Annotated in this window: 20 protein-coding genes; 15 read left to right on the top strand and 5 right to left on the bottom strand. The window is 35.2% G+C overall.

What is annotated here, in order from left to right; translation table 11 throughout:
- Positions 1 to 61 precede the first annotated feature (61 nt).
- The 12 genes from SJY44_RS13445 (at position 62) to SJY44_RS13390 (ending at position 17,426) form a co-directional block, all read left to right on the top strand.
- Entirely contained in the window at positions 62 to 2,974 is a 2,913-nt protein-coding gene (locus tag SJY44_RS13445) for a glycoside hydrolase family 3 N-terminal domain-containing protein (RefSeq protein ID WP_396590121.1), read from the top strand.
- Between the two features lie 29 nt (positions 2,975 to 3,003).
- Complete coding sequence (gene bshA / locus SJY44_RS13440; RefSeq protein ID WP_298927284.1) at positions 3,004 to 4,146, top strand: N-acetyl-alpha-D-glucosaminyl L-malate synthase BshA; 1,143 nt, start codon at positions 3,004 to 3,006, stop codon at positions 4,144 to 4,146.
- A 4-nt stretch (positions 4,147 to 4,150) separates the two neighbouring features.
- Positions 4,151 to 4,609 carry a hypothetical protein gene (locus SJY44_RS13435; protein WP_396590120.1) on the top strand — a complete coding sequence of 153 codons (459 nt, stop codon included), beginning with the start codon at positions 4,151 to 4,153 and terminating at the stop codon, positions 4,607 to 4,609.
- 118 nt (positions 4,610 to 4,727) lie between these two features.
- Complete coding sequence (locus SJY44_RS13430) at positions 4,728 to 5,897, top strand: OmpA family protein (protein ID WP_396590119.1); 1,170 nt, start codon at positions 4,728 to 4,730, stop codon at positions 5,895 to 5,897.
- A gap of 30 nt (positions 5,898 to 5,927) precedes the next feature.
- Positions 5,928 to 7,634, top strand: coding sequence for a carbamoyltransferase (locus SJY44_RS13425; protein ID WP_396590118.1), 1,707 nt, complete (start codon positions 5,928 to 5,930; stop codon positions 7,632 to 7,634).
- Positions 7,635 to 7,728: 94 nt separating this feature from the next.
- Positions 7,729 to 9,096, top strand: coding sequence for an MBOAT family O-acyltransferase (locus SJY44_RS13420; protein WP_396590117.1), 1,368 nt, complete (start codon positions 7,729 to 7,731; stop codon positions 9,094 to 9,096).
- A gap of 3 nt (positions 9,097 to 9,099) precedes the next feature.
- A complete protein-coding gene (locus SJY44_RS13415) occupies positions 9,100 to 10,047 on the top strand; it encodes a hypothetical protein (protein WP_396590116.1) in 948 nt (315 codons plus the stop codon).
- A 39-nt stretch (positions 10,048 to 10,086) separates the two neighbouring features.
- Positions 10,087 to 11,259, top strand: a complete 1,173-nt coding sequence (locus tag SJY44_RS13410) for a GNAT family N-acetyltransferase (protein ID WP_396590115.1) — start codon at positions 10,087 to 10,089, stop codon at positions 11,257 to 11,259.
- A 261-nt stretch (positions 11,260 to 11,520) separates the two neighbouring features.
- A complete protein-coding gene (locus SJY44_RS13405) occupies positions 11,521 to 12,702 on the top strand; it encodes a GNAT family N-acetyltransferase (protein WP_396590114.1) in 1,182 nt (393 codons plus the stop codon).
- 352 nt (positions 12,703 to 13,054) lie between these two features.
- Positions 13,055 to 15,694, top strand: coding sequence for a fibronectin type III domain-containing protein (locus tag SJY44_RS13400; RefSeq protein ID WP_396590113.1), 2,640 nt, complete (start codon positions 13,055 to 13,057; stop codon positions 15,692 to 15,694).
- Between the two features lie 23 nt (positions 15,695 to 15,717).
- Positions 15,718 to 17,082: a tyrosinase family protein gene (locus tag SJY44_RS13395; RefSeq protein WP_396590112.1), complete on the top strand. Its 1,365-nt coding sequence runs from the start codon at positions 15,718 to 15,720 to the stop codon at positions 17,080 to 17,082.
- 119 nt (positions 17,083 to 17,201) lie between these two features.
- The gene (locus tag SJY44_RS13390; protein ID WP_396590111.1) at positions 17,202 to 17,426 is read left to right on the top strand and encodes a hypothetical protein; all 225 of its coding nucleotides are present in this window, start codon (positions 17,202 to 17,204) and stop codon (positions 17,424 to 17,426) included.
- Between the two features lie 77 nt (positions 17,427 to 17,503).
- Here the strand turns inward: SJY44_RS13390 and SJY44_RS13385 are convergent, their stop codons facing one another.
- Together SJY44_RS13385 and SJY44_RS13380 are read right to left on the bottom strand one after the other, a co-directional pair.
- Complete coding sequence (locus SJY44_RS13385; RefSeq protein ID WP_396590110.1) at positions 17,504 to 17,872, bottom strand: heavy-metal-associated domain-containing protein; 369 nt, start codon at positions 17,870 to 17,872, stop codon at positions 17,504 to 17,506.
- Positions 17,873 to 17,874: 2 nt separating this feature from the next.
- Positions 17,875 to 20,124: a TonB-dependent receptor plug domain-containing protein gene (locus tag SJY44_RS13380; protein WP_396590109.1), complete on the bottom strand. Its 2,250-nt coding sequence runs from the start codon at positions 20,122 to 20,124 to the stop codon at positions 17,875 to 17,877.
- A gap of 283 nt (positions 20,125 to 20,407) precedes the next feature.
- Between SJY44_RS13380 and SJY44_RS13375 the strand changes: the two genes are divergently transcribed.
- From SJY44_RS13375 to SJY44_RS13365, 3 genes are all read left to right on the top strand, one after another.
- A complete protein-coding gene (locus tag SJY44_RS13375; RefSeq protein WP_396590108.1) occupies positions 20,408 to 21,274 on the top strand; it encodes a 3-keto-5-aminohexanoate cleavage protein in 867 nt (288 codons plus the stop codon).
- A gap of 12 nt (positions 21,275 to 21,286) precedes the next feature.
- Entirely contained in the window at positions 21,287 to 21,913 is a 627-nt protein-coding gene (locus SJY44_RS13370; protein ID WP_396590107.1) for a GNAT family N-acetyltransferase, read from the top strand.
- 287 nt (positions 21,914 to 22,200) lie between these two features.
- Positions 22,201 to 23,208, top strand: coding sequence for a polysaccharide deacetylase family protein (locus SJY44_RS13365; protein ID WP_396590106.1), 1,008 nt, complete (start codon positions 22,201 to 22,203; stop codon positions 23,206 to 23,208).
- A 29-nt stretch (positions 23,209 to 23,237) separates the two neighbouring features.
- Here SJY44_RS13365 and SJY44_RS13360 read toward each other — a convergent pair whose 3' ends face one another.
- From SJY44_RS13360 to SJY44_RS13350, 3 genes are all read right to left on the bottom strand, one after another.
- Positions 23,238 to 24,347 (bottom strand): glycosyltransferase, encoded by a 1,110-nt coding sequence (locus tag SJY44_RS13360; protein WP_396590105.1) that lies wholly within the window; start codon positions 24,345 to 24,347, stop codon positions 23,238 to 23,240.
- A 61-nt stretch (positions 24,348 to 24,408) separates the two neighbouring features.
- Positions 24,409 to 25,467, bottom strand: a complete 1,059-nt coding sequence (locus tag SJY44_RS13355) for a glycosyltransferase (protein ID WP_396590104.1) — start codon at positions 25,465 to 25,467, stop codon at positions 24,409 to 24,411.
- 1 nt (position 25,468) lies between these two features.
- The gene (locus tag SJY44_RS13350; RefSeq protein ID WP_396590103.1) at positions 25,469 to 26,050 is read right to left on the bottom strand and encodes a serine O-acetyltransferase; all 582 of its coding nucleotides are present in this window, start codon (positions 26,048 to 26,050) and stop codon (positions 25,469 to 25,471) included.
- Between the last annotated feature and the right edge of the window lie 43 nt (positions 26,051 to 26,093).

Here is a 26,093-nt window from a genome sequence, read left to right as displayed (position 1 = left end):
TTTCTTCGGTGAAATACAATATTTTTATCAGTTGTAAGTTCATGTCCTAGACAAGATATTTATGCGGATAAACCTTTACTTTCCCTTTTTCTTATTGTTTTTCATAGGTGTTAGTGGTCAGAACAACCCACTGATTACTAAAGATTCATTGGCACAACTTGGTTGGGTAGATACCAAATACAATAACATGTCCGTAGAAGAGCGTATAGGACAATTGTTTATGGTGAGTATTTCTTCGAGCCAAAATAAAACCGCAACTGATAATATAAAACAACTCATAAAGGATCATAATCTTGGTGGGATAATCTTTTCAACTGGCGGTCCTGTTCGCCAAGCCAAACTTGTCAACGAATATCAGTCGCATTCCAAAATACCGTTATTGATAGGAATGGATGCGGAATGGGGTCTTGCAATGCGTTTGGACTCTACCTATGCTTTTCCATGGAATATGACCTTGGGAGCGATAAAAGATAGTTCCATAGTTGAAAAAGTAGGCTTTCAAATAGGGAAACATGCAAAAAGACTTGGAGTGCATATCAATTTTGCACCGGATATAGATGTAAACAACAATCCAAAAAATCCGATTATAGGAAACCGTTCTTTTGGAGAAGATCCTAAGAACGTTGCCCAAAAAGGAATAGCATTTATGAAAGGAATGGAAGATGCAGGTGTTTTATCCTGCGGGAAACATTTTCCGGGACATGGCGATACAGCAACAGATTCCCATAAGGCTTTACCCATAATCAGCTCAACAAAAGAGCGATTGGACTCTATAGAACTATTTCCATTTAAAAGTTTGATAAGTAACGGATTGAGTTCAGTAATGGTTGCGCATCTAGATGTTCCTAATATAGAAATTAGAGAAGGGTTGCCCTCCACACTATCTGAACAGATAGTCTCAGGTTTGTTACAAACCGAATTAGGATTTAAAGGATTGATTTTTACAGATGCGCTGAACATGAAAGCGGTCTCTAAATTTGCACCAGAAGGAGAAGTGGAACTTGAAGCGTTCCTTGCAGGAAACGATATGCTTTTGATGCCTGAAAACGTTCTGAAGGCGAAAGAAAAACTGTTTGAGGCATATAACGAAGGAAAAATCACAGAAGAAAGACTTGCTTACTCTGTCAAGAAAATATTGATGGCCAAGTATAAAGCTGGCCTATCTAATTACAAGGCTGTAGCGTTAGAAAATCTTTATGAGGATTTGAACGACATTGAAAATGATGTCATATATGAAGAGGCTATTGAAAATGCAATTACGGTTGTGAAGAACAATTTTTCACTACTCCCCATAAAAAAACTTGAAAATAAAAAAATTGCATACGTAAAATTTGGTGATGATTCTGGAGAAGTATTTTCTGAAACACTATCTAAATATGCGAAAATCACACAAATTAATGCTAAGGATGCGGCTGGGTACCGAAAAGCATTGGCAGAATTTAATTTAGTAATTATAGGTTTTCATAAAAGTAATGAGAGTCCTTGGAAGGGGTATAAGTTTTCTAAAAACGAGCTTTTTTGGCTACAAGAAATATCTAGACTTAGAACTAGCAACACCATACTTTCAGTATTTGCAAAACCCTATGCACTTTTGGATGTAGTAAATTTTGATACGATTGATGGAGTAGTGTTGGCCTATCAAAATAGTGAAATTGCCCAGGAAAAAGCAGCTGAAGTCATTTTTGGTGCTTTGGACGCCAATGGAACATTGCCAGTTTCAGCAAATGACAAATTCCCAGTCAACACAGGAACTAATTTAAATACACTAAAGCGCTTAGGATACAGTATTCCAGAGAGGGTTGGCTTAAGTTCAAGCAAATTGGCTGTTGTGGACAGTTTAGTAAAGGTTGGTCTTGATTCTTTGATGTTTCCTGGAGCGCAAGTTTTAATCGCAAAAAGAGGAAAGGTTATCTACAATAAGAGTTTTGGCAAACCAACATACGCCTCAGAACAAGAAATTGATGATAATTCAATCTATGATTTGGCTTCATTGACTAAAATCCTTTCTACTTTGCCTTTGATAATGAAAATGGAGGAGGAAGGAAAAATTGCACTGAACAATACGTTCAAAGAGTTGATACCCGAATATGATTCTTCAGAATTAAAAGATGTAACCGTTCTAAAAGCCCTTTCCCATTATGGTCGTTTACCTGCATGGATTGCTTTTTACATAGACACTTTGACTAAAAACAGAAAACCATCCTCAGATTTTTATAGAAATCAACCCACTGATGGTTTTTCATACCGAGTTTCTGACAATCTTTATTTGACAGATGCATACAAAGATTCAATTTATAATAGAATCGGTAGACAATCATTAAAATCGAACAGGTATAGATACAGCGATGTGGCGTATTATGTATTTAAAAAATATATTGAAGACACCTACGAGAAATCCATAGATGAATTGATAAATGAGTTTTTGTATATTCCTATGGGCTTACAACGTACTTCTTTCAATCCCTTGAACAAATTTCCAAAGAATGAAATTGTTCCTTCAGAAGAAGATAAATATTTTAGGTACCAGACAGTACAAGGATACGTGCATGATATGGGAGCAGCTATGCAGGGTGGAGTAGGAGGACATGCTGGTTTGTTTAGTAATGCCAATGATGTAGCTAAAATAATGCAAATGTATCTTCAAGGAGGAGTATATGGAGGTAAGCGTTTTTTAAATGACCGAACAGTAAAAAAATTCAATACATGCTATTTCTGCCATAAAGATGTGCGCAGAGGAGTTGGGTTTGACAAACCCCAAATAAAGGATAAAGGACCAACTTGCGGGTGTGTATCAAGAAAAAGCTTTGGCCATAGCGGTTTTACAGGAACGTATACCTGGGCTGACCCAGATGAAGAACTTGTTTATGTTTTTTTATCCAACAGAACATATCCGTCAGCCAGCAATACACTTTTGGTAAAGTCCGCCTTAAGAACAAGAATTCAGCAAGCTATTTATGATTCTATTATAAATTAGACTGTAAATATTGATTTAGATTTGTTGTTATGAAGATTGCAATTGTTTGTTACCCTACATTTGGAGGCAGTGGTGTTGTAGCCACAGAATTGGGAATTGCTCTATCGGAAAGAGGGCACGAAGTCCACTTTATTACCTATAAACAGCCTGTACGTTTAGAACTTTTAGGGAATAATATTCATTTTCACGAAGTACATGTACCCGAATATCCTTTGTTCCGTTATCAGCCATATGAATTGGCATTGTCCAGCAAATTAGTAGATACAATCAAGCTCTATGGAATAGAACTTTTGCATGTACATTATGCAATTCCGCATGCCTATGCGGGGTATATGGCCAAAAAAATGCTTCAAGAAGAGGGAATTTTTATTCCTATGATCACAACGCTTCACGGTACGGATATAACTTTAGTGGGCAAACATCCATTTTATAAACCAGCGGTTACCTTCAGTATTAACAAGTCTGATGTGGTGACTTCAGTTTCAGAAGATTTAAAACAAAGTACTCTGGAAATCTTTGATATTGAAAAAGATATTGAAGTCATTCCTAATTTTATAGATACTTCAAAATATAGTCTGGATTATACTGATTGCCAGCGATCTTTGATGGCTCATGAAGATGAACGGATAATCACCCATATCAGTAATTTTAGAAAGGTAAAACGCATTCCTGATGTAATTCATGTGTTTCATAAAATTCAAAAGGAAATCCCAGCAAAACTGATGATGGTAGGGGAAGGACCTGAAAAAGAAATGGCAGAACAGCTTTGTGATGATTTGGGAATAAAGGATAAAGTATTGTTTTTAGGTAACAGTAACGAGATAGATAGGATACTTTGCTTCTCGGATCTATTTTTATTACCATCAGAAACAGAAAGTTTTGGTTTGGCCGCTTTAGAAGCGATGATCAACAGGGTAGCTGTAATCTCAAGCAATACAGGTGGAATCCCAGAAGTTAACAAGGAAGGTATTTCGGGATTTCTCGCCAACGTAGGCGATGTGGATGAGATGGCATCAAAGGCGTTGCAGATATTAAGAGATGATGCAGTGTTGGAGAAATTCAAGGAAAATGCGTTTAAAGTGGCTTCTAAATTTGATATTTTGCATGTTTTGCCATTATATGAAGAAGTTTATGAGAATGCGTTTAAATCAAGATTCAAGAATTCATATTAATTTAATGAGACATTTTGTGTTGATATTATTTATCTGTTTGACCTCATGTAAGGCCCAGAAGGAAATACAATTAGATTCAGGAGAAAAGGATGATATGATTTTGATTGCGCAGGATGGATATAGCGGTATTGACGAATATGAGACTATGGTCGTTAGGGACGTAAAATCTCTGAACAAGTTCTATACTACAATAAATAAAACTCGCAAACCGGGACTTCCCGTCCCTGTTATAGATTTCTCAAAGGAAATAGTCCTGATTGTCTGTTTAGGAAAGCAAAAAGGACAGATGATACCTAAGCTTTCAAAGACTGAAGAATCTGAAAGTGAAATTTTAATAACAATTGAAATGGTTCCTCCAAAAGAGGCGAAAAGCTCAGAAAATCAGTTTGTTTCCTACCCATTCTATATTTATAAAATACCCCATACTTCCAAGAGACTAAGTCTCGAAAAATTGGGTTGGTAGAAGGCAACAATTATTTGTATTTAATCCTCTTATCGAAAATAAAAGCACTTGAAAGTACAAAAGATGTCATTTTGTACGGTTGAACTAGTTTTGTTCTCAAATCCTCAAATTTTACATTATGAAAGCTACAAAACCAGTTATTGCTGTGTTGGTATTTTTATTTTCCTTAGCACTTACAGCTCAAGAAACCCAATTAACAAGAAAGGATAGTATTGTTAAAAGTTCGTGGATTGTCTCCATCGGGACGAATATTATTGATGATTCTGGTGATGAATTCGGTGAACTATTTGATTTTAAAGAAGGTTGGAACGTAGTTCCTTTTCCTTCTAGAATAAGTATTGGACGTTATTTTGAAAATGGAGTTGGACTTGAGGCAATAGGTACGTACAACAAATATAAAGAAGGAAAAATAGTAGATAATGCGGTAAACCCTGAAGATGTTGATTACTTCGGATTAGATTTTCGTGTAAGCTATGATCTTAATATGATTTTAGGAGAAACTGGTTTTTTTGACCCCTATGTTGGTATTGGAGTCGGTTATACCGATGCAAACAATCAAGGTAGAGGAACTTATAATGCAGTTTTAGGATTTAGAACATGGTTTTCTGAGCATTGGGGCTTGGATTTTAGCTCTAGTGGTAAATGGACCATGAACACTGAAAACTCTTCAAATCATATACAACATGCGGTAGGAGTTGCATACCGATTTAATGTTGAAAAAGAACTTTCAAGAAAGGGAGAAGAAAAATTGGCACTTTTAAAAGAAATTGAGAAAGAGCAACAAAGGGTTCAAGACTCTATAACTGCTAAAGAAAGAGCCGATGAAGAAGCTCGTTTGTTGGCAGAAAGATTGGAAAAAGAAAAAGAAGCGGCAAGATTGGCTGCAGAAAAAGAGAAAAAAGAAGAAGTTAAGCGTGCAAAAGTTAAAGATGAAGTTGAAAATCTTGGGAGAGTCTATTTTAAATTGAATTCATCATATCTTTCCACTGCAGATAAAGAGGTTCTGGATAAATTGATTGGAATATTGGAAAGTGCTCCAAGTTTGGTCATCCAGGTTTCTGCACATACAGATTCTAGAGGAACAGATACCTATAATCAATGGCTATCTGAAAAAAGAGCAAAACGAACCGTTGAGTATCTGATTTCTAAGGGAATTGCGTCTGAGAGAGTTAAGTATGATGCATTTGGAGAGACTAGACTGACGAATGAATGTGATAACGATACGCCTTGCTCAGAAACTAAACATAGTGAAAACAGAAGATCAGCATTTGAAATAGTAAGTTTGTAATATAATCAAGCCAATAAAATAACAAAAGGTATGGTAATACTTGGGTTGAACTACTACTTCCATGATTCATCTGCTTGTATCGTAAAAGATGGTAAGCTGATAGCGGCAATAGAAGAAGAGCGACTAAACCGTCAAAAACATACAGCGGAGTTTCCCAAAATGGCTATTGATAGATGTCTGAAAATGGCTGGGATAGCTTATTCCGATATAGATTATATTGCGGTTTCCATAAAACCTAAGCACAACTGGAGAAAAAAAACATGGTATTTCTTAGGAAATATTATCAGGATAGCAAAATCTGGAAATCTATTTGGATTTATAGCTCATAATTTAGTACATGCCTATTTAAAGCAGCGCAATTTCAAGAATTGGTACAACAGGTGCTGGAAAAACACAAAAACCTCTCCCAAAGTTCACTTTATCGAACACCATCTCTCACATGTGGCGGGTTCTTTTTTTGTTTCTCCTTTTAAGGAAGCTGCATTGTTGGGTATAGATGGAGCAGGTGAATGGGCCACTACATGGATTGGCCATGGTAAAAATAATGATATTAGCAAGTTGAGTGAGAATTTTTTCCCACACTCTTTGGGATCTTTTTATGAGGCGATTACCCAATTTTGTGGATTTAAACCAAATTATGATGAAGGAAAAACCATGGGTTTGGCTCCAATGGGCAATCCATCCACTTTTAAACATAAAGTTGAAAAAATTATAAGAGTTGATGAGAATGGTGGATTTTTACTAGATCTCAGCTTTTTCAATTTTCAATATATGGCAGATCAAAGATTTTCTCAAAAGTTTACCCAGGTGTTTGGCGAACCTAGAGAATCAGGAGCCGCCTTTGAGAGTCATCATATGGATTTAGCAGCAGCTTTTCAAATTGTGTTGGAAGACAGGGTGCTGGAAATCTGTAAAATCCTTCATAAAAAAACTAAGACTGATTATCTAGTGATAGCTGGCGGAGTATCTTTAAATAGCGTTATGAATGGGCGAATTGTAAGGGAAAGCCCTTTTAAAGATGTTTATGTTATGCCTGCCGCCGGTGATAATGGTACGGCCATGGGAGCAGCTTTTTATTTGTATAATGGATTACTTGGAAAGTCTAGAATGTTTGTTCATGATAACCCATACATAGGTACTTTTTATACAAATGATGAAATAAAAAGAGTTTTAGACGGTGCTAAGCTAAAGTCTGAATATTTTGAAGACGTATGTGGAGTAGCTGCTGGATTGTTAGAACAAGGAAAAATCATAGGATGGTTTCAGGGAGCAATGGAAGTTGGACCTAGAGCCCTAGGGAGTCGAAGCATACTTGCAAACCCAGCATTTCCCGATATGAAAGATAAAATCAACTCGGAAGTAAAGTTTAGAGAGGCATATAGACCTTTTGCTCCATCAGCCACTATTGAATCCTATAAGGAGTATTTTGATTTGGAAGTAGAGGCCCCTTTTATGTTGAAAGTCTGTCAAGTCCATGAAAATAAACAACCGGTAATTCCTGCGATTACCCATGTGGATGGAAGTGCAAGACTTCAAACGGTTCGAAGGGAGCTACATCCAAAATATCATGAGTTAATTACTAAATTAGGCAAGATAACTGGAGTACCTGTAGTATTGAATACAAGTTTTAACATTCAAGGTGAACCTGTTGTAGAATCTCCAAAAGATGCCATAAGATGTTTTTTCTCCACAGGATTGGACGCTTTGGTAATTGGTAATTATGTTTTGGTCAAGTAACAACAAATAGATGCTTTTTAATTCATTTGAGTTTTTAGTTTTTTTACCCATTGTTTTTATTATCTATTGGTTTTTTAAAAACAAGGGTATCAAGATGCAAAACTTACTCCTGCTTTTAGCTAGTTATATGTTCTATGGGTGGTGGGATTGGCGTTTTCTGCTTCTAATTTTATTCTCCACTTTGGTTGACTTTATTGTAGGACAATGGATATACAGGACAGAAGCTAAAAATAAGAGACGTTATTTTCTTTGGATCAGCGTAATATGCAATATTGGTATTTTAGCATTTTTCAAGTATTTTAATTTTTTTACTGATTCTTTTATTGAGACGTTTCGTTTTTTAGGGTTTTCAATTCATCAATCATGGACATTGAAAATTATATTGCCCGTTGGTATTTCCTTTTATACATTTCAAACGATGTCCTATTCTCTGGATGTTTACAAGAAGAAATTGATTCCAACCAAAGATTTTATTTCATTCGCGACCTATGTTAGTTTCTTTCCGCAGCTTGTTGCGGGACCTATTGAGAGGGCCTCTAATCTACTTCCCCAGATTCTAAAAAAAAGAGAATTTAAGTATAGTCAAATTGCTGGGGGATTACGATTGATTTTATGGGGGTTATTTAAAAAAATAGCTATTGCAGACTCTTTAGCTCCAATGGTTGATGACATTTTCAACAATGCGGGAACATATCCGTCAACAACACTTTTAATGGGGGCATTGTTCTTTGGCTTTCAGATTTATGGAGATTTTTCAGGGTATTCGGATATAGCTATTGGTACAGCCAAGTTATTTGGAATAGAATTGATGTCTAATTTTAAATTCCCATATTTTTCAAGAAGCATAGGAGAGTTTTGGCGAAGATGGCATATTTCTTTGTCTACCTGGTTTAGAGATTATCTTTATATTCCTCTTGGGGGGTCCAAAGTTGAAAAGATTAAAGTAGTTAGAAACATCTTCATTATTTTTTTGGTGAGCGGGCTTTGGCATGGAGCAAATTGGACTTTTGTGTTTTGGGGTGGTATTCATGCAATGTTGTTTGCTCCAACTCTTTTACTTGGAAATAATAGAAAGTATACAAAGACCATATTAGCAGAAAGCAGAATACTGCCAAGTTTAAAGGAGTTGATATTAGTTCTTGGAACTTTTTTTATGGTCACCATCACCTGGGTGTTTTTTAGAGCAGATTCTTTATCTGGGGCATTTGCTTATCTTGGCCGCACTTTTTTTGATTTTTCCTATCAACCCTACCTTCACCCAAAAGGTTACAGGATGATCGATTTTCACATCCTTTTAGGTTTGTTTGTAATATATGAATATATAATAAGAAAAAATGAACGTAGCCCATTTAACTTTAGCTCAAAAGTTATGAGGTTCATTATGTATGCGTTGATTGCATTTGGAATTCTTTTGTTTTATGAGAGCGGTGTTGATAGATCATTTATTTACTTCCAATTCTGAGTTATGTTTAGATTACTTTCAAAGATCATAATCTATTTGGTGCTCATTTTTCTATTCTTGGAAATACTGGTTCGGGTTTTCCATCTTCACAATGATATGCCAACAAGATTTGTTGATAATGATAATGTGAACAAATGGATGCCCGGGCAGCATGGATATTCAGTACACGGAAATCGAAGACAAAATTATGCGGAATTTCATATCAATAAAGCAGGATATAATTCCCATAGAGATTTCCAGCCTTCTATAGATGGTTTTGAAATAGCGATAATCGGGGACTCATTTATTGAAGGTTTTCATCAAGACTATAAACAGTCTTTGGGAAAAAAAGTCGAAGACCATATTGAAGGAATTCAAGTATACGAATATGGGCATTCTGCAACCGATTTGGCAGACCATCTTTTTAAGATACATAATAATCAGGATAGCTTTGATTTGATTGATCATATAATTATTGACATTAAATTTGAGGATGACCTTTTAAGGAATGAGTATCATAGGGCCAAGTTCAGTAAACCCTTTTTTCCTTTCCTTAAGTATTCCAAACTGGCAACCTATATATTAAATATTGGTTTTCTGGATAAGATTAAAGATGTTAACAGAAATGTTAGAAGCATGTTTGTTAAAAAGAAAAGGGTTTCAGAAAAGGAGGCTCCTTCTGTATATGAAATTGATAGTTTATATATGTCCAATTTCAAGAAATTAATATCCGAATACGGATTCAACAAAAAGAAAACTACCTTTCTTTTGGATAGTAGGGTAACCAGTAAAGTTTTTATAGATTACTTGGACCAACATAAATTACGTTATATTGATTATGGTATAGCATTTAAGAATGCCAAGGAACCAGTGACATTAATATATGATGCACATTGGAACAACCTTGGAAGAACATTGATAGCTGAGGAAATTGTTGAGTTTCTAAGAAAGGAAAAGTTGTTAAATAATTAGAAGGGTTTAGTCAAATAGTGAAACCAAACTGTCTCAAAAATGAAGTTGTTGAAATTTGATAGGTTAAATTTTTATTTTGAGTTCTTTGAAAAGGATTCTATAATTCCACATTACAGATGTATTCATAATAATACTAATGGTCAGTCTTTAAATCGTAAAGACAATTTCCCCACGGACCTAAAAAATAAAGTGTATGCGGTTAGTTGTGTTCCTCCGTACTTTGATGTTGAATTGGATCAAAATTTTGGTTGTGGAGCCTTTAGAATATCTTCACGCCAAGGATTTATAGCCAACTTGAAAGGATATGATAGTGTAGATGGTTATATGGAAGATTGCCTGAAAAAGCAGAAAAGAAATATCATACGCAAGCTTAAAAGGCTGGAACTATGTTTTGATATTAACTACAAAACACTTTATGGTGAAGCGAACATAGCCGAATATAACTCACTTTTTGATGCACTTGAAGTGATGATACAAAAACGTTTTTCACAAAAAAACATAGAGCATGCGGGTTTAAAAAGATGGAAAGATTATAAAACAACAGTTTACAATATGATTTTGAATAAAAGAGCTTCACTCTTTGGTATTTATGATGGTGAAAAACCGATTTCAATTTCATTAAGTTACCATTTTCAGAACATATTGGTTAGTGCTATTTCTTCTTATGATATTGATTATTCAAAGTTTGGACTTGGGAATATTCAGGTTCTGAAAAAAATTGAATGGTGTTTTGAAAATGAGTATGACAACTTTGATATGATGTGGGGAGACCTTAGGTATAAACGTGAATGGTGTAACAACATCTTCACTTATGAAGACCATGTTTTGTTTGCAAAAAGGAACTTGGGAAAAATACTATCAGCTTTCACCATCACAAAGTTTTCTCAATTTAAAAAATTTTTGGAGGCAAAGAATCTTTTGCCATTTAGTTTTAAAAAACTTAATGTTTTTAGAAAAAAGCAGAAACCACAAAAGAATAAAAAACGAGAACCAATTTATAAAATTATGGAGTTGGACAATGCGTACTCTAAGGATGGGTTATTTAAAATTAACATCGACGACTCCGAAGAATATGCTTTACTACGTCAACCAACCTATGATTTTCAATATGCCAATAGCGAACATTCAAGAACTATAAATGTTTATGAAATTCAAGAAAAAATGTATTTGCTTGAAGGTAAAACCAACAAAATAAAACTTGAGTTTTTATAAAAAAAACGTACATTTAGTGTCATAATATCTTTCCCCAAGATTTTCGATGAATCCTGATTAAGCTATAAAAGGTCGGGTTTTATTCCCCCTCTTAAATTTATTCCCCCAAGTATTTTCTATTTGATAACCTTCTGTGCTATCTAATGACCTGATTGGTTTGGCAGGTAGGACAGCTATTGGTTATATAACATTTGTTTTGATAATAGGATTATACTTGACTATTTTAATTGATATGTATAAGGATTAAATAATTGAAAAGAAATGAAGCTAAAAAGGTTAAACTTCTATTTTGAACTCTTTGAGAAAGGAAGGGTTATTCCGCATTATGAAAGTATTAGGAACAATACAAATAACAAAATCATTTATGGGAATAAAACATTTTCCGAAAATGGAAACAGTGAAATAGTTGTAGTAGGCTGCGTTCCACCTTATTTTGATATTAAAATAAACAAGGAAGATCGATGCAATGCTTTTGAAATACCTTCTAGACTTGGTTTTATGGCCAACTTGGAAGGATATTCAAATGTGGATGACTATATGAAGGATAACTTAAAAAGACAGCGAAAACAAATCAATAGGAAGATAAGAAGGTTGGAACAATGTTTTGATATCTCCTATAAATCTTATTATGGTGAAATTAAGAGAGAAGAGTATGATATGTTGTTCGATTCTTTTCGGTTAATGATTCAAAAACGATTTTCTCAGAAAGGAATGCAGCACGAAGGTTTAAAAAGATGGAAGGAATATAAACAAAATGTCTATGATTTAATCTTATTGAAAAAGGCAACTCTTTTTACAATATGTGTAAAAGATAAACCTATAGCAATTTCTTTAGGATATAATTACCAAAACATTTTGGTAAGCACAATTTGTTCATATGATATTGATTATGCGAAGTTCGGGTTAGGTCAAATAGATACTGTAAAAAATGTAGAATGGTGTTTGAACAATGGTTTTGATCGCTATGATATGATGTGGGGTGATCTTCGCTACAAAAGAGAATGGAGTAATGTTATATTTACATATAAAAGTCATATTATTTATTGTGGCGCCAGTATTGGCAAGATGGCAACTGCCTATGTGGTGGGAAGACTTGCGGTATTGAAAAAACTATTAAGTGCCAAAAAAAGTCAGTTCTTCAGCTGGAAGTTGATTTCTTCTCTCCAAAGAGAAAAAGCCCCTTTAAAGGATGAGGATTTTAAATTACAGGTACAAGCTATTCCCATTGATAATATTGTTAACAGGGACGAGTTGTTAAAACTTAATATTGAAGAACTCCAGCAGTACTCATTTTTACGAGAAAAAGTATATGATTTTCAATACATAAATTTTGAGCATTCTAGTTCTACTCAAGTCTACAAAGCTAGCAATAACACCTATTTTATTGAAGGAAAATCGAACAAGATGAAACTTGAGTATACTAAAAGCCCAATGGGAACTTGAATCAAAACCACTATAAATCAGAAAAATATTTGAGGAGTTTTTTTACGATACATGATGCAAATCGGAATTATTTGTGAGCAAATATTCAGTGTTGATTTAAAAATTGACCAACTTTCATTATGTTGAAAAAACATAGATATAAAATAACATTCTGTGATACATAGAACAAGCAATAAAGGTGCTGTTTTTCAGCTTGATAATGAAAATTTTCTTATACCAAATCAATACTTGTTTTCTTATGTAGTTTATAGAGGTTATATGCAGTTCATAGATTAAAATTCTGATGGGAGAATAATGAATTACTTTTGAAATAATATCCTTTTAAACAACTAAAAATCAGAAAATGCATGCCATGAAACTACTACTATCAATCTTTTTTATGCTCTTCTTGGCCATTCAAGTAAATGCTCAAGAACAATTTACCTCAGCAAATGCTGCTTCGGCCATTAATGAGGCTAATTCTGTAGGTTCCTTAGCAGATATTCGAGGAATTGGATGTACAACCGCTGTAGAAACAGGAATTGTTGCTGTGGGGACATATTCATATAGAGGAACTAGTGTGGATGGAGCAAACGACAGGGTTCAAATTACTCCAAACTTGGAAAATGGAACTGATTATGAAATGAAAGTATATTTAGCTGAAGGACCTGGAGCTAATATTCAAGTTGAAGTTTGGGCAGGGGTGACATCTTCTGTTCCTACAATTAACCCACCAATTACCACTGCCAATTCAACTTTACAAGAGTTCACTATTACATTTACTACAAATTCGGCCAATCAAACACTACGGTTTTATAATAGAGGTTTAGCTGGCACAGATATTTATTTAGATAATGTTTCAATAATACCTGTAGGAAGTGATACTGAGGCTCCCACAGCACCTGGGAATTTGGCGTCCAACAATACAACGGAGATCTCCACTGACCTGAGTTGGGATGCTTCCACCGATAATGTTGGGGTCACGGACTATGAGGTTTTTCAAGATGGCAATAGCATCGGGCTTACCGGGGGAGCCACAACGTTCAATGTAACGGGCCTTACGCCCTCCACGGGATATGCCTTTACGGTATTTGCATTGGATGCTGCAGGAAACACTTCACCTGTCAGTAATACAGAGAACATGAATACATTGGCCGATACGGATTCACCCACGGCACCAACCAATCTGGCGGCAAGCAATACAACAGGTACGACCACTGACCTAAGCTGGAATGCCTCCACCGATAATATCGGGGTGACTGATTATGAGGTTTTTCAAGATGGCAATAGCATCGGGCTTACCGGGGGAGCCACAACGTTCAATGTAACGGGCCTTACACCCTCCACGGGATATGCCTTTACGGTATTTGCGTTGGACGGTGCGGGAAACACTTCACCTGTCAGTAATACAGAGAACGTGAATACATTGGATACTGAAGCTCCCACAGCACCTGGGAATTTGGCGTCCAACAATACAACGGAGACCTCCACTGACCTGAGTTGGGATGCTTCCACCGATAATGTTGGGGTCACGGACTATGAGGTTTTTCAAGATGGCAATAGCATCGGGCTTACCGGGGGAGCCACAACGTTCAATGTAACGGGCCTTACGCCCTCCACGGGATATGCCTTTACGGTATTTGCATTGGATGCTGCAGGAAACACTTCACCTGTCAGTAATACAGAGAACATGAATACATTGGCCGATACGGATTCACCCACGGCACCAACCAATCTAGCGGCTGGTAATACAACAGGTACCACCACTGAACTAAGCTGGAATGCCTCCACCGATAATATCGGGGTGACTGATTATGAGGTTTTTCAGGATGGCAATAGCATCGGGCTTACCGGGGGAGCCACAACGTTCAATGTAACGGGCCTTACACCCTCCACGGGATATGCCTTTACGGTATTTGCGTTGGACGGTGCGGGAAACACTTCACCTGTCAGTAATACAGAGAACGTGAATACATTGGAAGATGATACGGAAGCTCCCACAGCACCTGGGAATTTGGCGTCCAACAATACAACGGAGATCTCCACTGACCTGAGTTGGGATGCTTCCACCGATAATGTTGGGGTCACGGACTATGAGGTTTTTCAAGATGGCAATAGCATCGGGCTTACCGGGGGAGCCACAACGTTCAATGTAACGGGCCTTACGCCCTCCACGGGATATGCCTTTACGGTATTTGCATTGGATGCTGCAGGAAACACTTCACCTGTCAGTAATACAGAGAACATGAATACATTGGCCGATACGGATTCACCCACGGCACCAACCAATCTAGCGGCTGGTAATACAACAGATACCACCACTGACCTAAGCTGGAATGCCTCCACCGATAATATCGGGGTGACTGATTATGAGGTTTTTCAGGATGGCAATAGCATCGGGCTTACCGGGGGAGCCACAACGTTCAATGTAACGGGCCTTACACCCTCCACGGGATATGCCTTTACGGTATTTGCGTTGGACGGTGCGGGAAACACTTCACCTGTCAGTAATACAACAAATATTAATACCTCTGGTGGGGCAACAAATTATACTACAGATAATGCTAATCTGATTACAGTAGATTGGCAAGCTAGAGATTTGTTTGCGGATAGAAATGTAGGTATTGGTACAACAGATACTCAGGGATATAGACTAGCGGTAGCTGGTAACGTTATTGCAGAGAGCGTAAAAGTGGAATTGCAAGTAAATTGGCCTGATTTTGTTTTCACAAAAAAATATGGACTTCCTTCCTTACAGGAAGTTGAAAACCATATTTTGGAGTATGGACATTTGCTTAACATTCCGAGTGCTGAAGAAGTTGAGGAAAAAGGAATTGATTTAGGACTAATGAATGCCAAATTACTCCAAAAGATTGAAGAACTAACGTTATATACTATTCAACAAGAAAAGAAAATACAGAGGCTTGAAAATGAAAATAATCGTGTAGAGGAGATTCTTGTTAGATTATTTGAGTTGGAGAAAGAAATAAAAGGAGACAAGAATAAAAACTAAGTCAAAGGAAATATATTTATTTTATGAAACATATCTACCAATTAAGTGTAATCTTCTGCATAATTATTACGTGGAGCACTAATGGCCAGAGTATTCGGAAGAATCATTTAGAGATGACTGATTACGAAAAGGCTGAACTGGTCAATGCGTTTTATCAATTACGTGAAGGCCCGGATTTATTCAATGATTTGGCAAATTTCCATATGGATTTTTTCTCTTTTGATAACACAGCAGATCCTACACGATTAGATATTCACTTTAACTTGTTGAATGAGGCTGAAAGAGATATTTTTCTTCCTTGGCATAGAAGACAAATGTTCGAAATGGAGCAGGCTGTGCAGGATATAAACCCTAGAATTAGTCTTGCATATTGGGATTCTTCCACAGATCAATCTGTAAATTCGTCATTGTGGGACGAGGGTTTTTTAGGAAGCTTTGATACCAACTGGAGTTTAGGAAGAAACTTGGGAGCTTCAGGGACTTTAATTTCAGTACAGGGATTGGCTAATCTTTTGTCTACTAACGATTTTTATACATTTTCAAATAATTTTGAAAGAGGAAGAGGACATGCTAGCCCTCACATATGGACAGGAGGAGTTATGCCAACTTCAGCATCTCCACGTGATCCTGCCTTTTATTTGCACCATACATTTGTTGACAAGGTATGGGATGATTGGGAAGAAGCAAATCAAGGTTCTTTCTATATTATTGATTCAATGTTGCGTTATGATGGGACTTATTCTTTTGATGGCCAGACTTTACCTCTAGTAAATCCCAATGATATCACAGACACTAGGTCTTTGGGTGTTTTTTATGCCGAAAACCAGCTAGCAGAATTGGACAATTATATTGTAAGCAATACATATAATGCTGAAGAACATTTTTATTACCAATATACAATAGAGGCAGGGAATGATTTTATTGTGCCCTCGGGAACAGTATGTAAGTTTGAATCTGTTAATCAGATAATTTTAGAGCCAGGATTTGAGGCCGAACCAGGAAGTCAGTTTGTTATGGAAATAGATACGGAGACGGCTATTTTGGCTGCTAAATCTGGGCAACCGGTTATCAGAAAGAAAAAACCTTATGATTTTGTAGACCTTGAGCCAATTGTTTGGGAAGAAAATGAAAATGATGATTCTCCTATTATCTTAAAAGCATTTCCTAATCCTTTTACGGAGAAGATTACCATTAATTTGAACAAAAGAACAGATTGCAAAGTAGAAGTATTTAATATGATGGGAATGTTGGTCAAAGAGGAATTTTTTCAAAACACCGATAGCATAATCATTAATAAACTATACGGTCTAAAAGTAGGTGTTTATGTTGTTAGGGTTACAGATGGTTCTGGCGAACTATTGCTGGCCAAGAGAGTCATAAAACTATGATAAGGCTTGCATGGTTGATGTTTTTAATTCTTACTTTACTTAGCCTCAAACGTAAAAGTCAAGACGATACATGGATAAGCGTTATAAACCATTCGAATTATCATTTAACTAATGTGAGAATGTTTTCCCATTCTTTCAACGATTTATCAAACAGAGATACCTCAGAGATTAAGTCTTTTGTTTTTAAATTAGATAGGCATGATGCACTACTTCAATTTAGTATTGAAGGTATCAATTTTGCACATTATCTTGAACAACCTATTAACGGCAATTGTTACAGGTATAAGGTGAAGAGTGTTAATATTGAAGAAAAAAAGTTTGAAGTAGAGACTGTAAAGTATTGAGCATGCTTTTGAAGTTAAGTGAGCTTTTTGAATGTTTTACATGTGGAAATTCCATCGTAGCTCCCCTTTATCTAATTTTAATGTTTACCACTATGATCCATATTTATACTATTTGGATCTCTGTATTTGCAACAAGCGGGTAGTTTTTCATAGGTGTCCAAATTAGCTTTGGTTTCGTCTGTATCGTGTCCAACTGAGGCAATGATTTTTTTCACCTCAAGAGGGGAACATTTGGCCTCATCAAGCACTAACGAGAGTTTTTTGGAAGCTATATCCCAAGATGCGAATTTAACACCTTTCATTTTTTGACAAGCTTTCTCTATTCGAGCTTTGCACATTCCACAATTTCCTTTAACATCAAGGACTAAATTTTTGTTTTTTTCTTGTGCAAAAGAATTAGTAATGTATACAATAAACAAAACAGTAAAAAGAAGATTTTTTTTCATAATTAGATGTTTGTTAAAATTTTAAAACGAACTCCAGCATAATATGTTGCTCCCAATATTGGGCCATAAACCTGTGTCGTATCAAATAATAGTCCAAATGGGTCATCACTGCCTATTATTGGGTTCGCCTGAGTGAAGTTAGCTATATTTTCACCTCCCAAGTAAGCTTCAAATCCGTGGGAAAAAACTTTTGTGATTTGAAAATTCAATATACTATAACCTTTTGAAAACCCATCTTTGAAAGTTGATAATGTTTCATTTGCCATTGTGGGAATTCTTTGTTTGCCTTGCCAGTTATATGTGAAGTCAAAACGCCATTGAGAACCATGATGTCCACTGGAGGTCTCATAGTTTAAGTTTGTGAAAAACCTATCTGATGATTGAAAAGGCCTTTGAAACCTTCCAGAAGCATAGTCAATGGGAACATTATAATTCTTATAGGTCATACGAACTTTTAAACTTTGTAAAAGTTCATAATTTAAGTCTATTTGATAGCTATTTGAGCTACTTTCACCAGTAAGGTTATAAAAAGATATTTCTGTTGGATTCTCCCAATCAACCACCACTTGATCTTGAAATACGGTCCTATAAAAATCAAAAGAAAATTCAAACGGACGATTCCCTAAATAGAACTTTTGTATAAATCCAACACCATAATTCCATGCTTTTTCGGAATTTAAACTATAAATAGGACCATCATTTTCTATTACGTTTATTTGTCTTGCAGATGCAAATAACTGTTGGTTTTCAGCAAAAATATTTGATAATCGTCGCCCTTTTCCGATAGAACTTCTTATGCTCGCTTTTTCCCATAGAGAGTACCTTAAATGAAATCTTGGTGTTATAAAAGTAGACAGCCTGTTGTGATTATCCACGCGTAAACCAAGAACAAAACTCAGTTTTTCTAAACTATCATAAGTATATTCAAAAAATGAACCAATGGATTTATCCGCTCGTATGTACTTTTCCTCATTTACATTTTCGTTAAAACTATCGTAGTTGAAATTTAACCCAACTTTGAACTTATGTCTGGTACTACCTATGATGCTATTGAAGATTAAGTTAGAATAGAAAGAATCATGCAAAATGTCATACTGATTAAATCCGTAATACGAATCTTGATTATGTTGACTGTAAGCAAGCTGAAGGCCTAGGCTTTGATATTTGAGTTTTGGAAAAACATACCCAAGCTTACCTGAAACATCCAATCTTTGCGTTTCCACCTCGCTTCCCCAGAAATTATTTGTGAATTTATCAGTGTTTGGATCAAAAGACACCTGTCCAGTTTGTTTTTGGTCGTCTAAATACTGTAAATTTAAAAAGCCAACCCACCCATTCTTAGAATCTAAATATTGCCAACGATTCATTACATTAATTTGCTTCGATAATGGAGTGTCTAAAAATGTGTCAGAGTTGTTGTCTATTTTACCAGTTCTTAGATTAGAATGGATATATATTCCCATTCCCAATTTTTCCGAGAATGTTTCATTATATCTGGTATTAAATTCAAAACGTTCGTAGTTATTTCCATATAGATTTACGAAAAGCTTTTTATCAGTTAATGGTTTTACAAGTTCTGTATTGATTTGACCTGAAATACTTTCAAAACCATTAACAACATTTCCTGATCCTTTTGTTATCTGTATACTTTCTACCCAAGACCCAGGTATAAAAGAAAGGCCATAGATTTGAGAAGCCCCTTTTATTAGTGGCATGTTTTCTTGAGTGAATAAAAGATATGGGCTTGTGAGACCTAGCATTTGAATTTGTTTTGCACCAGTTACGGCATCAGAAATATTCACATCAATGGATGGGTTGGTCTCAAAACTTTCAGAAAGGTTGCAGCATGCGGCTTTAAGCATTTCCCTACTACTTACTGTTACTACATTTTGGACGTTAAACAAGGATTTTTGTAGAGGTTCAACCTCTTTTTCAACAATTACCTCTTCTAAGTTCACTTGTTTATGCAGGCGTATTTTTCCCAAATTTGGTCTGTTTGCCAGAACAGTAATGCTTTCATGATTAGGAGATTCCACTACAATTTTTTGAAACCCTTTCTCATAAGGAATGCTAAATCTTCCATTTTCATCCGTAGTTGTTTCTATGGAACTGCCTAACCAATAAACCCGCACTCCGGAAAGTAAAATCTCATTTTTTTTGGCATCAAGTTCCAATATGGTACCCCGAATTTTGGATTGTGAAATTCCAATCACAGGTATTAGTAGAAGTAATAGTAAAACAAAGCGTTTCATTTAATACAATGAAAAAAATGATGAATATCAGAAAGATCGGTACATGAATAATATTGCATTATCATGTATCAAAATTAACCAATACAATGCTAGTGATGTTACTTTCTCTTTCAAAGTTCATCTAAACCAGTTCAACGGAGTTTTTGGAAAAACAAATAGGTCAATTTAATGGCTTTTTTGAAGGAAAACTGGTCGAATAACCGATTTGATTATCCTTTGAACTAATAAAAAAACTAGAATAGTTAAAAGAATTTTAGCTTAGCCATCAAACAATCAATAACTTATGGAAGAAAGCCTAATTATCAATTTCACTCCTACCGGTATGATACCGACTAAGGAAATGACTCCTCATGTTCCAGTAACTGTTTCAGAGATAGTGGAGGATGTGCACAGAGCCACAGAAATAGGTATCACCATGGTGCATTTACATGCAAGGGATGAGGATACAGGAATTCCAACCTATAAAAAAGAAACCTACGCGCAAATTATTGAAGGAATTCGAAAATTTGATTCAAAACTGGTGATATGTGTATCGCTAAGTGGTAGAAATTTCAATAAGTTGGAACAACGATCAGAAGCCTTGTTTTTAGAGGGAGATTTGAAGCCTGATATGGGCAGTTTGACACTAAGCTCTTTAAATTTCAATAAAGTGGCCAGTACAAATTCACCACAAATGATTCAAGATCTTGCGCGTGTTATGAAAGAACAGGGTATTGTTCCTGAACTAGAAGTTTTTGATGCGGGTATGATAAATTATGCAAAATATTTAGAACATAAAGAGCTCATACAATCGCCTTACTACTTTAACTTATTATTGGGGAATATAGCATGTGCTCAAGCTGATCTGTTACATACCGGAATAATGATAAAAGACTTACCCAAGAATTCATTTTGGAGTTTAGCAGGTATCGGAACGACCCAATTACAAATGAATTCTATCGCCATTGCGATAGGTGGAGGAGTAAGGGTGGGACTTGAAGATAACATTTGGTACGATACGGACAGAACCGAATTGGCCACAAATGAGAGCCTGCTTAGACGTGTTCATACTATTGCTAAGGCAAATTCTAGAGCAATAATGAAACCTGAAGAGTTGCGTAAGAAAATGAACTTGTTGCCAGGTGATGGAAGTTATGGGCGTAAAATCTAAGTGAACTAGATTATGAATCTAAAGACAAGAATTAGTTGGTTTCGAGATAAAATCAAATATGGACTTTTTCTTTTTGGGTTAAGAAATAGACTAAAAAAGATTGGGTTGGACATTTGCATTGAATATTTAGAAGTAGAAGATGTATTGAAAATTGAAGAACCTATAATACCCATGGATTCAGATACTTATGCCATAGAATTTTTGAACAAGGAGGATATGGTAATAGTAGGGGAGAAATCTAATGTGGGTAATGTTCAAAAATTATGTAAAGGGTTTGATAAAGGACAAACATGCATTGGAGTTAAGCAAAATCAGGAAATCGCAGCCTTTATGTTCATTGAATACAATACTATTGATTTTAGACATAAAAGGGTTGATTTGAAAGAGGACGAAGCCTATTTATTGAACATGTTTACCTTGAACGGTCATAGAGGTAAAAACTTGGCTCCGTACTTGCGATACCATAGTTATGCGTTTTTAAGAAAAAGAGGAGTTAATAAGATTTATAGTATAACAGATTACTTTAACAAATCATCTTTAAAATTTAAAAAGAAACTAAAAGCTCAACACGCCAAATTATATTGGACTGTTGTATTTTTTAGAAAATATAAAAGGGGAGGGGTTTTAAAAACTTTTTAAATCCTTACGATAATGCTAACAGCAATATTGCAGAGATAGATTTAGAGAAAAATAACCAAGGTTATTGCCAAATATATTTTGAAGATTGTAAATTCCCATTGTATCAGTTAGGGTAAATGAAAAATTAAAAACAAGGAAAAGCAAGCTTTACTTGCATATTAGGTTGTCAAATATGAGTGGAATTTACTTCTAAGAACATACAAAGGTGAGTGACATCATTTGTGTAAAGTATTTATATATAATTTGCGAACATATATGTAAGTATATCTATTATATAACAGTAGTTTATGGAAGCTAAGGGGAAATTTGTAATATCATTGGATTTTGAGTTGTTCTGGGGTGTAAGGGATAAAAGATCTTTGGATTCTTATGGAGACTCCATTGCGAAAGTCCATCAAATCCTTCCAGAATTGTTATCACTTTTTGAGAAGTACGAAGTTCGTGCAACTTTTGCTACAGTTGGCTTTTTATTTGCAAAGAACAAAACAGAACTTGTTAAGTATAGCCCTGACATAAAGCCGACATATAAGGATCTTGGTCTCTCTCCATATGAAGATAATTTCAAAGAAGTTAAACAGGACTCAAAAGAAGATCCTTACCATTATGCACCAGAATTGATTGAGTTGATAAAAAAATCTTCGGAACATGAGATAGGGAGTCATACTTTTTCACATTACTATTGTCAAGAGAACGGACAGACCCCAATCGACTTTGGTGCAGATATGAAAGCAGCGGTTAGAATTGCCAAAGAAAAGGGAGTTAGTATCAAATCCCTTGTTTTTCCAAGAAATCAAAGTAGTAAAGAGCACTTAAAAGTATGCATTGATAATGGTATAAAGATTTATAGAGGTAATGAGGAAATATGGTTTCATCGTCCTGAGAGTGAAGAAAAAACTTCCTTGATGAAAAGAGTTTTTAGAACCTTGGATTGCTATATTAACATTTCGGGACATCATACTTATACGATGGATGATTTGTCAAAGGAGAAACCATACAACCTTCCTTCAAGTAGGTTTTTAAGACCATACAAAGCTAAGACAGGGATCTTACTGGAAAAACTAAAGTTGGCACGCATAAAAAGAGGAATGTCTTATGCAGCAAAAAATGATAGGATTTATCACCTTTGGTGGCACCCGCATAACTTTGGTACCAATACAAATGAAAATTTTAGTACGCTTAATGAAATAATGAAGCACTACAGAAAATTGAATAAAGTCTATGGTTTTCAAAGTATTACCATGGCAGAGGTTGCCTCTTCTTTGGATAAAATAATCAAGCAGAAATCAATTGCCTGATATTATTGAGTGATGGAAATCAAACTACTTTAAACTACATGGTTTTCTATTGTTTTTATAAAAACGTCTAATCCTCTTTTCTTAAGAAATTGATTCATGACTTTGCGTTTTCCCGAATTATCTGATTTATAACATTCAAGAATAGTAGATGCAAGTTGTTCGGTATCATTAACTGGTGATGTGTATATGCACGGAATTTCGCCAATATCACCTGCAGATAGGGTGGATACCACATTTTCGTTTTGCGACATCATTTGAAGTAAGACATTGGGAAAACCTTCAACACGAGAAGACATAACACACAGTCTTGCATTCTTAAAATAGGGATATACATTTGGTACAGATCCTTTCAAAAAGATTTGATTCTCTAGTCCTAGGGTGTTTATGCGAGTTCTTAAATTTTCCTCTTCAGGACCTTTGCCTAGAATAAATAATTTATGCCCTTCTAACTTGGAATGAACTTTTTGATAAGCATCTATTAGAAGATCATACCCTTTTTCAGGAATCAACCTTCCAGCTGTTACCATATAGTTATCAGTTTCGAGACTAGGAATAACTTCTAGCGCTTTCAATCTAATTTCTTTATGATTTATTGGGTTTGATATTACCTCGATTTTCACTTTCTTTTCTAAAGAAGAAAGATTTTTTATAAGCTCCTTCTTCATAAAATCTGTTTGGCAAATAACTAAATCTGCACCTGGATATCCCAATTTGTATGCAAGTAAATACTTTCTCTTATTTAAGAAATTTAAAGATCTTTGAAAAATGGAAGTGGACTCTCTAACAATTATTTTTGACTTTTTTAGTATGCCAAATCTTTTATACCCACCTACAAGACCATTGATTAGAGTTTGAGAGGAGAAAATGTATGAAATATTATTTTTACTCTTTAACCATATTAGATATGGTAAAAGGCAAAGATATCCTACTGAGTGTGATGGAAAAGGAAAATAGACAATTTTGCATTTATCTTCTAAGTCATTCCAAAAGCTAACATGCTTTTTTCTTAAAATGATTACATGACATATCTTACCTTCTTCCAATAAATAGGAAATAAGGTTTTTTTGTGTTTGTTCGGCTCCTCCATTAGCATCATGGGTAACAATGGTAAGCCAATCAATATCTTTTTTCAATTTCATTTTGTAAGTGTTCAACGACTAGAATAACGAGGGGGAAAGACTATTATTTTAGCTTGTCCAGCTAAACTTTAAAAAATAAATCTTCGTATTTTTTAATAATAATTTCTTTAGAAAATTTGTTGTAAACAGATTGACTAATTTTCTTGGGGTCCCATTTTTTTTCTAAGTTCAAATATTCTAGATATTCCATTTCATTATCAGCTATATAGCCATTAACATCTGGTTGTATAATTTCATCCAAACCTCCAGGTGCTTTAAATGCGATTATTGGAGTGCCCACTGCTGAGCTTTCAAGAAGACAATTTGGAAATCCTTCAACGTATGCGCCTTGAAGAAAAAAATCACTTTTAGCCAGATACTTTGATACCTCTGAGGAGAAAGGAATATGTGTCACCTTTTTGGTTAGTCCCAGAGTTTTTACGGTTTCAAAAATAATATCCTTTTGAGGGCCATCACCAATTAAAGTATATGTAAATGGATACTGTACATTGGCCAATACATTTAAAATCCTTAAGTGCCCTTTCTGCTTTTTTAAGGAAGCCACGGTTACAAAACTTCGGGGACTTTCATTTTGGCTTTCTATATCGGCTTTTACCTCGAACTCATCGGTAATTGGGTTGTTGATGAGTATAAGCTTTGATTCTGGAATTCCATAGTTGGTCAACATATCATTCATCATGTCTTTGGACTGGCAAATAATAGCGTCGAATAGGCGATAGCTTATTTTAAGTAAGAATGACTGAAACCAATCATTTCCTTTTTTAAATTGCTTGATCACACTTAAAACATTAGCTTCCCTACCTATAAATTTTATCTTCGGAAAAAAAATAGAGATTAAAGCTATACTTGTATTTAAATGAGCAATTGAACTTACGACAATAGTTGGCTTGTTTTTTTTTAGATAGCTATATATTGCCCTTATGCTATACCTAACACGTGCACTATTCAAATAGACCACCTTGATCCCTTCAACGGTATAGGCGCTATCTTTCTCATAACCAGCTATCAATAGTGTGCTATTAAATTTTTCCGGATTTATGTTCTGTGCAATAAAAGACATAATACGTTCCGCTCCACCTGCCGATAGAGATGGAAGAACAAAAGTGATTTCAATTTTCAAATCAGATATGTTTAATTATGGTTTTAACATCAAATTCCTTGATTTTCCTAGCTGGTGATCCAGCAATAAGAATACTATTCTCTTCAAAAGACTTGTTAACGGATGAGTTGGCCGCGATAGCAATATTGTTGCCCAATTGAATACCTCCATAGATTTTTGCGCCAGGGCCTATATAAACATTATCACCTATTGTTGGGGCATCTGAAGTACCACCTGAGGCTCCAATATTTACACAAACTTCCATTCTACAATTTTTCCCCACTCTGGTTCTTGAGTTTACCACAATAGTACCATAATGAAGTATGCATAAACCAGGGCCAAAAACATTTAAAGGAATTGAAAAATTCAGTTTAATTGATAATTTTCTAAACCTATAATTCAAATATCTTTTATACAAACTGGAAAATATACCTCTTTTACAGTTATTATAGTATTCAAGCTTTCTAAGTCTTTTTTGAAATTCCCAAGTAGGCGTTGGGTAAATCAATTCTTTTAATCTAGATTTGAGACCAACAGTTTTAATTCCTCGTGCTTTTCTATCGGCCTCTATATATTCTTTATATCTTCTTTTGGAATCTATCATCTTAAGTTGAAATTGAGAGTGTTAAACATTAAAAGGTTTGTTT

Origin of the sequence: Allomuricauda sp. R78024 (assembly GCF_044596045.1) — a bacterium.
In the GTDB taxonomy this organism is placed as follows: Bacteria; Bacteroidota; Bacteroidia; order Flavobacteriales; family Flavobacteriaceae; genus Flagellimonas.
The sequence above is the reverse complement of the archived record's forward strand: the minus strand, read 5'-3'. Positions and strand labels throughout refer to the sequence as shown.

Bases quoted from the DNA above. Each gene is read 5' to 3' on its own strand.
- SJY44_RS13445 (WP_396590121.1), top strand. From the start codon at position 62: ATGCGGATAAACCTTTACTTTCCCTTTTTCTTATTGTTTTTCATAGGT.
- bshA (WP_298927284.1), top strand. From the start codon at position 3,004: ATGAAGATTGCAATTGTTTGTTACCCTACATTTGGAGGCAGTGGTGTT.
- SJY44_RS13435 (WP_396590120.1), top strand. From the start codon at position 4,151: ATGAGACATTTTGTGTTGATATTATTTATCTGTTTGACCTCATGTAAG.
- SJY44_RS13430 (WP_396590119.1), top strand. From the start codon at position 4,728: ATGAAAGCTACAAAACCAGTTATTGCTGTGTTGGTATTTTTATTTTCC.
- SJY44_RS13425 (WP_396590118.1), top strand. From the start codon at position 5,928: ATGGTAATACTTGGGTTGAACTACTACTTCCATGATTCATCTGCTTGT.
- SJY44_RS13420 (WP_396590117.1), top strand. From the start codon at position 7,729: ATGCAAAACTTACTCCTGCTTTTAGCTAGTTATATGTTCTATGGGTGG.
- SJY44_RS13415 (WP_396590116.1), top strand. From the start codon at position 9,100: ATGTTTAGATTACTTTCAAAGATCATAATCTATTTGGTGCTCATTTTT.
- SJY44_RS13410 (WP_396590115.1), top strand. From the start codon at position 10,087: ATGAAGTTGTTGAAATTTGATAGGTTAAATTTTTATTTTGAGTTCTTT.
- SJY44_RS13405 (WP_396590114.1), top strand. From the start codon at position 11,521: ATGAAGCTAAAAAGGTTAAACTTCTATTTTGAACTCTTTGAGAAAGGA.
- SJY44_RS13400 (WP_396590113.1), top strand. From the start codon at position 13,055: ATGAAACTACTACTATCAATCTTTTTTATGCTCTTCTTGGCCATTCAA.
- SJY44_RS13395 (WP_396590112.1), top strand. From the start codon at position 15,718: ATGAAACATATCTACCAATTAAGTGTAATCTTCTGCATAATTATTACG.
- SJY44_RS13390 (WP_396590111.1), top strand. From the start codon at position 17,202: ATGTTTTCCCATTCTTTCAACGATTTATCAAACAGAGATACCTCAGAG.
- SJY44_RS13385 (WP_396590110.1), bottom strand. From the start codon at position 17,872: ATGAAAAAAAATCTTCTTTTTACTGTTTTGTTTATTGTATACATTACT.
- SJY44_RS13380 (WP_396590109.1), bottom strand. From the start codon at position 20,124: ATGAAACGCTTTGTTTTACTATTACTTCTACTAATACCTGTGATTGGA.
- SJY44_RS13375 (WP_396590108.1), top strand. From the start codon at position 20,408: ATGGAAGAAAGCCTAATTATCAATTTCACTCCTACCGGTATGATACCG.
- SJY44_RS13370 (WP_396590107.1), top strand. From the start codon at position 21,287: ATGAATCTAAAGACAAGAATTAGTTGGTTTCGAGATAAAATCAAATAT.
- SJY44_RS13365 (WP_396590106.1), top strand. From the start codon at position 22,201: ATGGAAGCTAAGGGGAAATTTGTAATATCATTGGATTTTGAGTTGTTC.
- SJY44_RS13360 (WP_396590105.1), bottom strand. From the start codon at position 24,347: ATGAAATTGAAAAAAGATATTGATTGGCTTACCATTGTTACCCATGAT.
- SJY44_RS13350 (WP_396590103.1), bottom strand. From the start codon at position 26,050: ATGATAGATTCCAAAAGAAGATATAAAGAATATATAGAGGCCGATAGA.